The following is an 11,110-nucleotide window of genomic DNA, read 5'->3' as shown; positions in this document are numbered from 1 at the left end:
GACGCGGCTTTCAGCTCACTGTCGCGAGGTGGCGTATATTACGCTTTCCTCTTTCAGAGTCAACCCTGAATTTCAGGATTTTTCTCTTTGTTGTTACGACCATCTTGTGAAGTGTTTCACGTTGTCGTCTCAACGGAGGCGCATTATAGGGATCCCAATTTTTTGCACAAGTACTTTTTTGATCTTTTTTTCTGTTTGTTGTTTTTTCACCCTTTTTGCTGCATTCACACACAAAACGGTGCTTTTTTGCATACTAAAAGACTTGCACAAGGCCAATAATGCACCCAAAGTCATTAGTAAATCATTTATTGTTGAGGTAAGTATGTCTGATGTTTTACGCCCATACCGCGATCTTTTTCCACAAATCGGTCAGCGCGTAATGATCGACAGTAGTAGTGTGGTTATTGGTGACGCCCGCCTGGCTGATGATGTGGGGATCTGGCCGCTCGTTGTGATTCGTGGCGATGTGAATTATGTACAAATCGGTGCCCGCACTAATATTCAGGATGGTAGCGTCTTACACGTGACCCATAAATCAACGGCTAATCCACAAGGCAATCCGTTGATCGTCGGTGAAGACGTTACGGTTGGACATAAAGTGATGCTCCACGGCTGCACCATTGGCAATCGAGTTTTGGTTGGGATGGGCTCAATTTTACTTGATGGCGCAATAGTAGAAGATGATGTGATGATTGGTGCAGGTAGCCTGGTCCCACAAAATAAACGACTGGAGAGCGGATATCTGTATCTCGGTAGCCCCGTCAAACAGATCCGCCCGTTAAGTGATGAAGAGAAGGCTGGGTTACGCTATTCCGCAAATAATTACGTGAAATGGAAGGACGAATATCTGGATCAGGGTAACCAGACCCAGCCTTGATCATCTTCACTTTGTTCCTGAATTAAGTTTTCCGCTTCCTCTTCCAGGTCCCAGCGATGCTGACGAAAATTCGCTAACCACTGTTCTGGCGTATCTCCTGCAAAGCGGTTCGCCAGACTCTCTCCAGTAATAGCGCAAGTGAGCTGCATACCATTTACAAGAGCTGGAAAACAAACGCATTTTTTACTCTCGCTCCACTCTTCCCTGTCTGGAAATTGGATGGCCTGATTCACGCGGACAACTCCTCCTGCAATTGCTTTATAACTGGTGCTACGTCAGGCAGAACACCGTGCCAGAGAAGGAAGGCATGAGCCGCCTGCGCCACTAACATCCCCAATCCATCCGCATTACGTTTTGAGCCTTGCTGTTCACACCATGCCAGAAAGGGCGTTTTTCCCTTCTGGTAGAACATGTCATAACAACAAATACCTGAATGGACGAGCGATGCCGGGATCGCCGGAACATCTCCACTAATGCCACTGGATGTCGCGTTAATAATAAGATCGAACTCGTGACCGTCCAGTTCGTCCATACCCAACGCCTGAACACTACCAGTGTGCGCAAACAATTTAGCCAACTCTTCCGCGCGAGAAACCGTTCGGTTAGTGATTGTCACCGCACAGTCCAGAGAGAGAAGCGGCAGTAATACCCCACGAGATGCCCCACCAGCGCCGATAAGCAGAATACGTAAACCGGAGCGAATAAAAGACAGACGTTCCAGATCGCTTAACAAGCCTACACCATCGGTATTGTCACCCAGTAGGCGTCCATCTTCTAACCGCTTGAGGGTATTAACAGCACCAGCCAACGCTGCCCGTTCAGTAAGCTCATCCGCTCTGGCAAAAGCCTCTTCTTTAAAAGGCACTGTCACATTCGCACCTTTACCACCAGCACTAAAGAAAGCGTTTAGCGTGTTGATGAAATCATTGATGGGTGCCAGCACGCGGTCATAGGGATGTTCAATATTCAGTTGCTGTGCAAATTGCTGATGAATGAATGGCGATTTGCTGTGGGCTATCGGATTACCAAAAACAGCATAGGTTTCCATTATGTTACCCCTGTCGAAACAGTTCACCCGTCAGGGCATCACGAATTTCTGAAGGATTTAAACGACCGCCCGTTTCACCTCGCACAACCGGGAAATCAGCACCAAACTGTGCGTGAACTTCCTCTATTGTTCGACAAGGTGGTAATCCACTCAAGTTGGCACTGGTAGAAACCAGCGGTTTACCATAAGTCTGGCACAAAGCAACCACCAACGGATGGTCGGTAACTCGTACAGCAAGCGAATCAAAGCGGCCCGTCAACCATCGTGGTGTTGTCGCAGGCGCGGGAAAGACAAAGGTGACAGGACCAGGCCAGCGAGAAAAAATGGTTTCACGCTGCGCGCCAGTCAGCATGCTGTCATCAATATAGGGTTTAAGCTGCTCGTAATTTGCCGCGATTAAAATCAGCCCCTTATCAACCGGACGCTGCTTTAATTCCAACAGCCGCATCACTGCTGTTTCGCTATCAGGATCGCACCCGACACCAAAAACGGCTTCCGTTGGATAGGCGATGACACGTTCTTCATTGAGGACATCTATCGCAGCTGCGATAGCGTCTCCTTGCAGGTTATTATTCACGTTATTATTCCGCCGAAACCGGCTTTCCACATTGTTTACTGGCACAGAAATGTTTAACACCCTGCGCGGTTTTCTTTTCGATGAGTAGCGGAAAATGACACTCAGGGCACTCTCCGGCTATTGGTTTGAAGTTAATAGCAAATTGACACTCAGGGTAGCGATCACAGGAGTGAAATGTTTTGCCATAACGGGAGCGGCGCTGGACCAGATGGCCCGTCCGACATTGAGGACAGGTAATTGCTGTTTCGTCCGGTTTATCGATAAGCTCGGTATGTTCGCATTCAGGGTAGTTACTGCAACCAATAAACATACCAAAGCGTCCCTGGCGTAATACCAGATTTGCTCCGCATGCAGGGCAAACCTGCCCCTCCAGAACTTTGACGATATGCCCATCCGCTGAAGATTTCAGAGGACGGACGTAGTCACACGCCGGATACTGTGAGCACCCAAGAAACGGACCGTGTTTCCCGGATCGAATAACCAGTTCAGCCCCGCACTTTGGGCAGGACTCATTATTACGCACCGTGAACAGTGCTGATTTCGCCATAACAACTTATGCTGAATTAAAGAAATGATTAATGCAGCATACCTTCATTCACTTCAAAGAGTAATTCTTCCATTTGCTGGTACGCATTTTCGCAGCCCGGGATGTTGAACAACACCATCAGGATCACCCATTTCAGATCATCCAGTTCGAACTCTGCGTTATCCAGCGCGAGCACTCGCTCTATCACCATTTCACGGGTTTCAAGGTTGAGCACCTGAATCTGCTCAAGGAAAAGCAGAAACCCACGGCAGCTGGCATCCAGTCGTTCACACTCTTCCGGTGTATAAATACGCATGGAGAGAGGATCCGAGGCCAGTTGCATCGGTTCTGCCAACCCTTCCTGATAATCAGCAAGTTTTTCCAGCCATAGCAGGGCATTGTAGATATCTTCTCGCTCAAAACCTGCGTCGGTAAGATCCTGTTCAAGTTTGTCTTGATCCACACGCAACTCAGCTTCAGTGTGAATATAGGTTTCAAACAAATACATTAGTACGTCGAACATGGCATGCCCTCCTCAATCGGACATAGCCGCCGGGTACAGCTGCGATCCATCCTGCTAACTCCAGTTCAAGTAGTTGAGTAACTACCTCTGGCACAGGTTGGCCGGCACGTTCAGCGACGACGTCAACAGGTGTTACCTCATCTCCTACGTTAGCCAGGAGCTCAGGAAATGGCAATGCCACGTCTTCCTGATCTGATGAATAAAATGATTTTTCATGGGCATCTGGCAACCAGTGCAATCCATATTGCAAATTTTCCAGAATTTCTTCCGGTTCCGTCACAAGAATCGCACCTTGTTTTATAAGCCAGTGGGGGCCTTCACTTCCGGGACTCCCTAATGGACCGGGCAAAGCAAAGACTTCACGTCCCTGCTCAAGCGCACAACGCGCTGTCACCAGTGAACCACTGCGCAAAGCCGCTTCCACCACCAGTACACCTTTACTTAGACCACTAATAATGCGATTTCTTCGCGGGAAATTGTAAGCAAGAGGAGGGGTATCGAGGGGAAATTCCGAGACAAGAGCCCCACCATGTTCAAGCAGACTGGTAGCAAGTCGGGCATGGCGACGCGGATGAATGGTATTTAGCCCATTCCCCAGCACAGCAACACTGACACCATTTACCTGCAAGGCCGCTTTATGCGCTACACCATCGATTCCGCGCGCCAGCCCACTGGTAATTGTCACGCCTCGCGCCGCCAGCGCCTCACATAACAGCCGCCCCCACCGTTCGCCATACCATGAATGCGCCCGGCTTCCCACTACGGCCAACTGAAATGATTGCAGCGCTTGTAGATCACCAGCAACAAACAGTGCACCTGGATAATCAGCCGTTGCAATAAGTTGAGGAGGATAAAATTCACTGTCCGCTGGGATTAAATGATGGTTAGGTTGCTCCAGCCAACAAAGTGAGCTTTCAATACTCTGCTGTGAAAATGTAAGAAAGCGTTGTGCCTGTCGCGATGAAAGCCCTGTTTGCTGCAGTACAACTGCATCAATATTTGGCTGTTCTACCAGCCAGTGAGCAATGCGGACCATATCATCGCCGTACAAGCTGCTGATGCTCATTAAACGCAGCCAAATTTCGGTATCGACCATCCTTATCTCCCTGCCATAAGCAGCCTTAGCAATCTTTGCGATTGGTCAGTGATGCTGTCAATCAGAGGGGGATTTGTCTAGAATAGAAGAAATAATCTTTCTAACTCCTGAACACATCTCTGGAGATTTATGTCAGTTTTGCAAGTGTTACATATTCCGGACGAGCGGCTTCGCAAAGTTGCTAAACCGGTAGAAGAAGTGAATGCAGAAATTCAGCGTATCGTCGATGATATGTTCGAGACGATGTACGCAGAAGAAGGTATTGGCCTGGCGGCAACCCAGGTTGATATCCATCAACGTATCATTGTTATTGATGTTTCGGAAAACCGCGACGAACGGCTGGTGTTAATCAATCCGGAGCTTTTAGAAAAAAGCGGCGAAACAGGCATTGAAGAAGGTTGCCTGTCGATCCCTGAACAGCGTGCTTTAGTGCCGCGCGCAGAGAAAGTGAAAATTCGCGCCCTGGACCGCGATGGTAAACCATTTGAACTGGAAGCTGATGGTCTGTTAGCCATCTGCATTCAGCATGAGATGGATCACCTGGTCGGTAAACTGTTCATGGATTACCTGTCACCGCTGAAACAACAACGTATTCGTCAGAAAGTTGAAAAACTGGATCGTCTGAAAGACCGGGCTTAAGGATAAGAACTAACGTGTCAGAATCACTACGTATTATTTTTGCGGGAACACCTGACTTTGCAGCGCGTCATCTCGACGCGCTGTTGTCTTCTGGTCATAACGTCGTTGGCGTGTTCACCCAGCCAGACCGACCGGCAGGACGCGGTAAAAAACTGATGCCCAGCCCGGTTAAAGTTCTGGCTGAGGAAAAAGGTCTACCCGTTTTTCAACCTGTTTCCCTGCGTCCACAAGAAAACCAGCAACTGGTCGCCGATCTGCAGGCTGATGTTATGGTCGTCGTCGCCTATGGGCTGATTCTGCCTAAAGCGGTGCTGGAAATGCCGCGTCTTGGCTGTATCAACGTTCATGGTTCACTGCTGCCACGTTGGCGCGGTGCTGCACCAATCCAACGTTCGCTGTGGGCGGGCGATGCAGAAACCGGCGTAACCATTATGCAAATGGATGTCGGTTTAGACACGGGCGACATGCTCTATAAACTCTCCTGCCCGATTACCACAGAAGATACCAGTGGCACGTTATATGACAAACTGGCAGAGCTTGGCCCACAAGGGCTTATCGCCACATTGAAACAACTGGCAGACGGCTCGGCAAAACCGGAAGTGCAGGACGAAACTCTCGTTACTTACGCCGAAAAGTTGAGTAAAGAAGAAGCGCGTATTGACTGGTCACTTTCGGCAGCGCAGCTTGAACGCTGCATTCGCGCTTTCAATCCATGGCCAATGAGCTGGCTGGAAATTGAAGGACAGCCGGTTAAAGTCTGGAAAGCGTCGGTCATTGATACGGTAACCAACGCTGCCCCAGGAACGATCCTTGAAGCCAACAAACAAGGCATCCAGGTTGCGACTGGTGATGGCATCCTGAACCTGCTCTCGTTACAACCTGCGGGTAAGAAAGCGATGAGCGCACAAGACCTCCTGAATTCTCGTCGGGAATGGTTTGTTCCGGGCAAGCGTCTGGCCTGATAGTCCACTCTTCTAAGCCCGGTCTTGCCGGGCATTTTTATACTTATGAAAAAACAACGTAATTTACGTAGCATGGCGGCCCAGGCCGTTGAACAAGTCGTCGAGCAAGGGCAATCATTAAGCAACATTTTGCCAGCGCTCCAGCAAAAGGTTTCCGATAAAGACAAAGCACTTCTTCAAGAGTTGTGCTTTGGCGTACTGCGCACGCTTTCACAGTTAGACTGGCTGATTAATAAGTTAATGGCCCGTCCGATGACCGGCAAACAGCGGACCGTGCATTACCTGATTATGGTTGGTTTGTATCAACTGCTTTATACCCGCATTCCACCGCATGCTGCGCTGGCTGAAACGGTTGAAGGCGCTGTCACAATTAAGCGCCCGCAACTTAAAGGGTTGATTAACGGCGTATTACGTCAGTTCCAGCGTCAGCAAGAAGAGTTATTAGCCGAGTTTAATGCCAGTGATGCACGTTATCTGCATCCCTCCTGGTTGCTGAAGCGTCTGCAAAAAGCGTATCCAGAGCAGTGGCAATCTATCGTTGACGCCAATAACCAGCGTCCGCCAATGTGGCTGCGCGTTAATCGTACGCATCATTCCCGCGACAGTTGGCTTGCATTGCTGGATGAAGCAGGAATGAAAGGCTTCCCGCATTCGGATTACCCTGATGCTGTACGGCTGGAAACACCTGCACCTGTTCATGCGCTACCCGGTTTTGAAGACGGATGGGTTACCGTTCAGGATGCATCAGCACAAGGTTGCATGACCTGGCTTGCGCCACAAAACGGTGAACACATTCTGGATCTTTGTGCCGCCCCCGGCGGTAAAACAACGCATATCCTTGAGGTGGCACCAGAAGCGCAGGTTCTTGCGGTTGATATTGACGAACAGCGCCTCTCTCGCGTTTACGACAATTTAAAACGCCTTGGTATGAAGGCGACCGTGAAACAAGGTGATGGCCGCTACCCTTCCCAATGGTGTGGCGAGCAACAGTTTGATCGCATTTTATTAGATGCGCCTTGTTCAGCAACAGGTGTGATTCGTCGACATCCGGATATCAAGTGGTTACGTCGTGATCGCGATATCCCGGAACTCGCGCAACTGCAGTCTGAAATTCTCGACGCCATTTGGCCGCATTTAAAATCCGGTGGAACCCTGGTCTATGCCACCTGTTCGGTGTTACCGGAAGAGAATAGCCTGCAGGTTAAAGCCTTTTTGCAACGTACCGCTGATGCCGAACTTTGCGACACCGGAACACCAGAACAACCGGGTAAGCAAAATCTGCCTGGTGCTGAAGAGGGCGACGGCTTCTTTTACGCTAAGCTAATCAAAAAGTGATGAGATAACGGGTCGCGACTGATGAAAATTATCATTCTGGGTGCCGGTCAGGTTGGCGGCACACTGGCGGAAAACCTGGTTGGCGAGAACAACGATATTACTGTTGTCGATACCAACGGTGAGCGTCTGCGGACCTTGCAGGATAAATTTGACCTGCGAGTCGTGCAGGGGCATGGCTCTCATCCACGCGTATTGCGGGAGGCAGGTGCCGACGACGCCGATATGCTGGTTGCTGTAACCAGTTCAGATGAAACCAATATGGTTGCCTGCCAGGTAGCCTACTCACTTTTCAACACCCCTAATCGCATCGCTCGTATCCGCTCACCAGACTACGTGCGCGATGCCGATAAGCTATTTCATTCAGATGCTGTACCGATTGATCATCTGATCGCACCAGAGCAGTTGGTTATCGATAATATTTACCGACTGATTGAGTATCCCGGCGCATTGCAGGTGGTGAACTTCGCTGAGGGTAAAGTGAGCCTTGCAGTGGTAAAAGCCTATTATGGTGGCCCGCTTATTGGTAATGCGCTTTCGACCATGCGCGAGCATATGCCACATATCGATACCCGCGTGGCGGCAATTTTCCGCCACGACCGTCCTATCCGCCCGCAAGGTTCGACTATTGTTGAAGCTGGTGATGAAGTGTTCTTTATTGCCGCCTCGCAGCATATACGCGCGGTGATGAGTGAATTACAGCGACTGGAAAAACCGTATAAGCGGATCATGCTGGTTGGTGGCGGTAATATCGGTGCAGGGCTGGCGCGTCGCCTGGAAAAAGATTACAGCGTCAAACTCATCGAACGTAATCAGCAGCGCGCTGCCGAACTGGCGGAAAAGTTGCAGAATACGATCGTCTTTTTTGGTGATGCGTCGGATCAAGAACTGCTGGCCGAAGAACATATCGATCAAGTTGATCTGTTTATTGCCGTCACCAACGATGACGAGGCCAATATCATGTCAGCCATGCTCGCCAAACGTATGGGTGCGAAAAAGGTGATGGTATTGATCCAGCGTCGCGCTTATGTGGATCTGGTTCAGGGGAGCGTGATCGATATTGCGATTTCACCACAACAAGCAACTATTTCTGCGTTGCTTAGTCATGTGCGAAAAGCAGATATTGTTGGTGTTTCCTCATTGCGCCGCGGCGTAGCAGAAGCTATTGAAGCCGTTGCTCACGGTGATGAAAGCACCTCGCGCGTTGTCGGCAGAGTCATTGATGAAATCAAGCTACCGCCAGGAACGATTATTGGAGCGGTGGTACGTGGAAACGACGTGATGATTGCCAATGACAATCTGCGCATTGAGCAAGGCGATCACGTAATTATGTTCCTCACAGATAAAAAGTTTATTACCGACGTCGAAAGACTCTTCCAGCCAAGTCCTTTCTTTTTGTAATTAATAAGGCGTCTAATGACGCCTTATTATTTCCCTTTGATTATCAAGGATTAATTAAATTCATTCCTGGCAGGAAAATGGCTTAACATTTGTTAGACTTATGGTTGTCGGCTTCATAGGGAGAATAACATGAGCATTATTAAAGAATTTCGCGAATTTGCGATGCGCGGGAATGTGGTGGATTTGGCGGTGGGTGTCATTATCGGTGCGGCATTCGGGAAGATCGTCTCTTCACTGGTTGCCGATATCATCATGCCACCTTTAGGCTTATTAATTGGCGGGATCGACTTTAAACAGTTTGCTGTCACGCTACGCGATGCGCAGGGGGATATCCCTGCTGTTGTGATGCATTACGGTGTCTTCATTCAAAACGTCTTTGATTTTCTGATTGTGGCCTTTGCCATCTTTATGGCGATTAAGCTAATCAACAAACTGAATCGGAAAAAAGAAGAACCAGCAGCCGCACCTGCACCAACTAAAGAAGAAGTATTACTGACAGAAATTCGTGATTTGCTGAAAGAGCAGAATAACCGCTCTTAACAAATGCCTGAAAGCAGAAGGCCAGTGGTAAAAAAGTGATTTACTTTCTTGCCACTGGCCTCCCAGCTACCCCGATTGCCATGTTTTCCTTTTCGCATATAACTGCCTTTCCCTTTTTTATTTTTTTCTACACGCTGCCTGAACAAAGGGTCATGTAGTAATGCTTCAATCGCATTATCCTTTATCTGCCCTTTCGTATGCTGATATCGACTCATAAAAACTCCAGTTGGTTATTTAACGGCGCGAGTGTAATCCCGTCAGTGCAAAAAATCAACAACCTGCTTTGACACCGCTGGCTCCTTGTTCAAGAGCTTCAAGGATAGAGCAATAAACGCTGCTATGGGCGCTACCACAACAGGCATCGTTAAGACGTTGCAAGGAACGCTGCATGCTCTGCAACTCGGCTATCCGCGCTTCCACTTCCTGTAATCTTTCCTGCACAATACCTTTTGATTCCTGACAAGTATGATGTTCAGGATCGATACGGATCGAAAGTAACTCACGGATCGACTCAAGACTGAAACCAAGTTGTCTGGCATGCCGAATAAATTTCAACCGTTGGAGATCGCTTTCGGTATACAGGCGAAAGCCTCCTTCCGTACGAACTTCATGATCCATCATCTGCTGTTTTTCGTAATAACGTATTGTGTCGGGCGTAACTTCTGCCAGTTTTGCCAACTCACCAATGCGATACATAAATTATCTCTCAGTTGTCATTAATTTTATGCAGAAGCTTATCTGCATATTCGCCACGTAAAAATTCAGTACTCAAACCTGCTTGCCGCAGTTTCAACTCCAGTAAAGACAACTGACGGCTAACATCTTGATATTGCGGATCATCCTGACGGATACCGTTGAGAATATCCAGAAGCTGAATAGCTTCCTTGCGCTGCTCAAGTTCTGGCGGTAAACAGCCGGCATTCTTTAACAAGCGATAGCCCGCACGCAGTTCCGGCGGCACATGTGTGTCATCTTCCAGGATTAATGGTTCACCACTGCCTGAGAGATTATCAAACTCACCTTTAGATTGTGCTTCAGTAATATGGCGCTCTGCCCACTGGTCAAGTAACCACATAAATACTCCAGGGGATGAACAAAAAGAGTACAACTATTGTAGATAAGTGGGGATACTACGGGTATAAAAAAACCCGCCGGGGCGGGTTTTTTTACGTTGCTTCAGATTACTCTGCAGCAGCTTCTGCTTTCTCTGAACGATCAACCAGCTCGATGTAAGCCATCGGCGCGTTGTCGCCTGCACGGAAGCCACACTTCAGAATACGAGTGTAACCACCGGCACGGCTCGCGAAACGCGGGCCCAGTTCGTTAAACAGTTTTGCCACGATCTCGTTATCACGAGTACGGGCGAATGCCAGACGACGATTAGCAACGCTATCAGTCTTGGCAAGAGTAATCAGCGGCTCAACTACGCGGCGCAGCTCTTTCGCTTTAGGCAGAGTCGTCTTGATGATTTCATGACGAACCAGTGAACCTGCCATATTGCGGAACATAGCCTGGCGATGGCTGCTGTTGCGGTTCAGTTGACGACCACTCTTACGATGGCGCATGACCTTATCCTTCTCAGTAAAACC

Annotated in this window: 16 protein-coding genes; 6 read left to right on the top strand and 10 right to left on the bottom strand. The window is 48.9% G+C overall.

Features of this window, described 5'->3' with window-relative positions; translation table 11 throughout:
• Positions 1–322 precede the first annotated feature (322 nt).
• Positions 323–877 carry a gamma carbonic anhydrase family protein gene (locus FEK43_RS21670; protein ID WP_130206867.1) on the top strand — a complete coding sequence of 185 codons (555 nt, stop codon included), beginning with the start codon at positions 323–325 and terminating at the stop codon, positions 875–877.
• On the opposite strand, the gene FEK43_RS21665 is transcribed toward FEK43_RS21670, so the two are convergent.
• The 6 genes from FEK43_RS21665 to dprA are packed head-to-tail and all read right to left on the bottom strand — an operon-like array spanning position 853 to position 4,647.
• Complete coding sequence (locus FEK43_RS21665; protein ID WP_130206869.1) at positions 853–1,110, bottom strand: DUF1488 domain-containing protein; 258 nt, start codon at positions 1,108–1,110, stop codon at positions 853–855. The two genes, FEK43_RS21670 and FEK43_RS21665, sit on opposite strands and share 25 nt — an antisense overlap.
• A complete protein-coding gene (gene aroE / locus FEK43_RS21660; RefSeq protein ID WP_135408010.1) occupies positions 1,107–1,925 on the bottom strand; it encodes a shikimate dehydrogenase in 819 nt (272 codons plus the stop codon). The genes FEK43_RS21665 and aroE overlap by 4 nt, the downstream gene beginning before the upstream one ends.
• Before the next feature lie 4 nt (positions 1,926–1,929).
• Positions 1,930–2,502, bottom strand: a complete 573-nt coding sequence (gene tsaC, locus FEK43_RS21655) for an L-threonylcarbamoyladenylate synthase type 1 TsaC (protein ID WP_130206873.1) — start codon at positions 2,500–2,502, stop codon at positions 1,930–1,932.
• A gap of 4 nt (positions 2,503–2,506) precedes the next feature.
• Positions 2,507–3,049: a type I DNA topoisomerase gene (locus FEK43_RS21650; protein ID WP_135408012.1), complete on the bottom strand. Its 543-nt coding sequence runs from the start codon at positions 3,047–3,049 to the stop codon at positions 2,507–2,509.
• A 28-nt stretch (positions 3,050–3,077) separates the two neighbouring features.
• Complete coding sequence (smg, locus tag FEK43_RS21645; RefSeq protein ID WP_000460680.1) at positions 3,078–3,551, bottom strand: DUF494 family protein Smg; 474 nt, start codon at positions 3,549–3,551, stop codon at positions 3,078–3,080.
• Positions 3,523–4,647 (bottom strand): DNA-protecting protein DprA, encoded by a 1,125-nt coding sequence (dprA, locus tag FEK43_RS21640; protein WP_130206875.1) that lies wholly within the window; start codon positions 4,645–4,647, stop codon positions 3,523–3,525. The genes smg and dprA overlap by 29 nt, the downstream gene beginning before the upstream one ends.
• Before the next feature lie 129 nt (positions 4,648–4,776).
• Between dprA and def the strand changes: the two genes are divergently transcribed.
• The 5 genes from def to mscL all read left to right on the top strand — a co-directional run bounded on the left by def (position 4,777) and on the right by mscL (position 9,521).
• Positions 4,777–5,286: a peptide deformylase gene (def, locus tag FEK43_RS21635; protein ID WP_000114985.1), complete on the top strand. Its 510-nt coding sequence runs from the start codon at positions 4,777–4,779 to the stop codon at positions 5,284–5,286.
• A 14-nt stretch (positions 5,287–5,300) separates the two neighbouring features.
• A complete protein-coding gene (gene fmt / locus FEK43_RS21630; RefSeq protein WP_130261299.1) occupies positions 5,301–6,248 on the top strand; it encodes a methionyl-tRNA formyltransferase in 948 nt (315 codons plus the stop codon).
• A 45-nt stretch (positions 6,249–6,293) separates the two neighbouring features.
• The gene (gene rsmB, locus FEK43_RS21625; protein ID WP_135408014.1) at positions 6,294–7,583 is read left to right on the top strand and encodes a 16S rRNA (cytosine(967)-C(5))-methyltransferase RsmB; all 1,290 of its coding nucleotides are present in this window, start codon (positions 6,294–6,296) and stop codon (positions 7,581–7,583) included.
• 21 nt (positions 7,584–7,604) lie between these two features.
• Positions 7,605–8,981 (top strand): Trk system potassium transporter TrkA, encoded by a 1,377-nt coding sequence (trkA, locus tag FEK43_RS21620; protein WP_000691382.1) that lies wholly within the window; start codon positions 7,605–7,607, stop codon positions 8,979–8,981.
• Positions 8,982–9,110: 129 nt separating this feature from the next.
• Positions 9,111–9,521, top strand: coding sequence for a large-conductance mechanosensitive channel protein MscL (gene mscL, locus FEK43_RS21615; RefSeq protein ID WP_000022442.1), 411 nt, complete (start codon positions 9,111–9,113; stop codon positions 9,519–9,521).
• Here mscL and arfA read toward each other — a convergent pair.
• The 4 genes from arfA to rplQ form a co-directional block, all read right to left on the bottom strand.
• Complete coding sequence (gene arfA / locus FEK43_RS21610; RefSeq protein WP_135408017.1) at positions 9,518–9,736, bottom strand: alternative ribosome-rescue factor ArfA; 219 nt, start codon at positions 9,734–9,736, stop codon at positions 9,518–9,520. The two genes, mscL and arfA, sit on opposite strands and share 4 nt — an antisense overlap.
• A 55-nt stretch (positions 9,737–9,791) precedes the next feature.
• The gene (gene zntR, locus FEK43_RS21605; RefSeq protein WP_059222259.1) at positions 9,792–10,217 is read right to left on the bottom strand and encodes a Zn(2+)-responsive transcriptional regulator; all 426 of its coding nucleotides are present in this window, start codon (positions 10,215–10,217) and stop codon (positions 9,792–9,794) included.
• Positions 10,218–10,227: 10 nt separating this feature from the next.
• Positions 10,228–10,596 (bottom strand): DUF1992 domain-containing protein, encoded by a 369-nt coding sequence (locus tag FEK43_RS21600; RefSeq protein ID WP_135408019.1) that lies wholly within the window; start codon positions 10,594–10,596, stop codon positions 10,228–10,230.
• Positions 10,597–10,702: 106 nt separating this feature from the next.
• Positions 10,703–11,086 carry a 50S ribosomal protein L17 gene (gene rplQ / locus FEK43_RS21595; protein ID WP_001216368.1) on the bottom strand — a complete coding sequence of 128 codons (384 nt, stop codon included), beginning with the start codon at positions 11,084–11,086 and terminating at the stop codon, positions 10,703–10,705.
• Positions 11,087–11,110 lie beyond the last annotated feature (24 nt).

This window comes from Escherichia sp. E2562 (genome assembly GCF_005781075.1).
Taxonomy (GTDB): Bacteria; Pseudomonadota; Gammaproteobacteria; order Enterobacterales; family Enterobacteriaceae; genus Escherichia.
The sequence above is the reverse complement of the archived record's forward strand: the minus strand, read 5'-3'. Positions and strand labels throughout refer to the sequence as shown.

Coding starts and splice junctions, on each gene's coding strand:
- FEK43_RS21670 (WP_130206867.1), top strand. CDS start 323: ATGTCTGATGTTTTACGCCCATACCGCGATCTTTTTCCACAAATCGGT.
- aroE (WP_135408010.1), bottom strand. CDS start 1,925: ATGGAAACCTATGCTGTTTTTGGTAATCCGATAGCCCACAGCAAATCG.
- FEK43_RS21650 (WP_135408012.1), bottom strand. CDS start 3,049: ATGGCGAAATCAGCACTGTTCACGGTGCGTAATAATGAGTCCTGCCCA.
- smg (WP_000460680.1), bottom strand. CDS start 3,551: ATGTTCGACGTACTAATGTATTTGTTTGAAACCTATATTCACACTGAA.
- dprA (WP_130206875.1), bottom strand. CDS start 4,647: ATGGTCGATACCGAAATTTGGCTGCGTTTAATGAGCATCAGCAGCTTG.
- def (WP_000114985.1), top strand. CDS start 4,777: ATGTCAGTTTTGCAAGTGTTACATATTCCGGACGAGCGGCTTCGCAAA.
- rsmB (WP_135408014.1), top strand. CDS start 6,294: ATGAAAAAACAACGTAATTTACGTAGCATGGCGGCCCAGGCCGTTGAA.
- trkA (WP_000691382.1), top strand. CDS start 7,605: ATGAAAATTATCATTCTGGGTGCCGGTCAGGTTGGCGGCACACTGGCG.
- mscL (WP_000022442.1), top strand. CDS start 9,111: ATGAGCATTATTAAAGAATTTCGCGAATTTGCGATGCGCGGGAATGTG.
- arfA (WP_135408017.1), bottom strand. CDS start 9,736: ATGAGTCGATATCAGCATACGAAAGGGCAGATAAAGGATAATGCGATT.
- zntR (WP_059222259.1), bottom strand. CDS start 10,217: ATGTATCGCATTGGTGAGTTGGCAAAACTGGCAGAAGTTACGCCCGAC.
- FEK43_RS21600 (WP_135408019.1), bottom strand. CDS start 10,596: ATGTGGTTACTTGACCAGTGGGCAGAGCGCCATATTACTGAAGCACAA.
- rplQ (WP_001216368.1), bottom strand. CDS start 11,086: ATGCGCCATCGTAAGAGTGGTCGTCAACTGAACCGCAACAGCAGCCAT.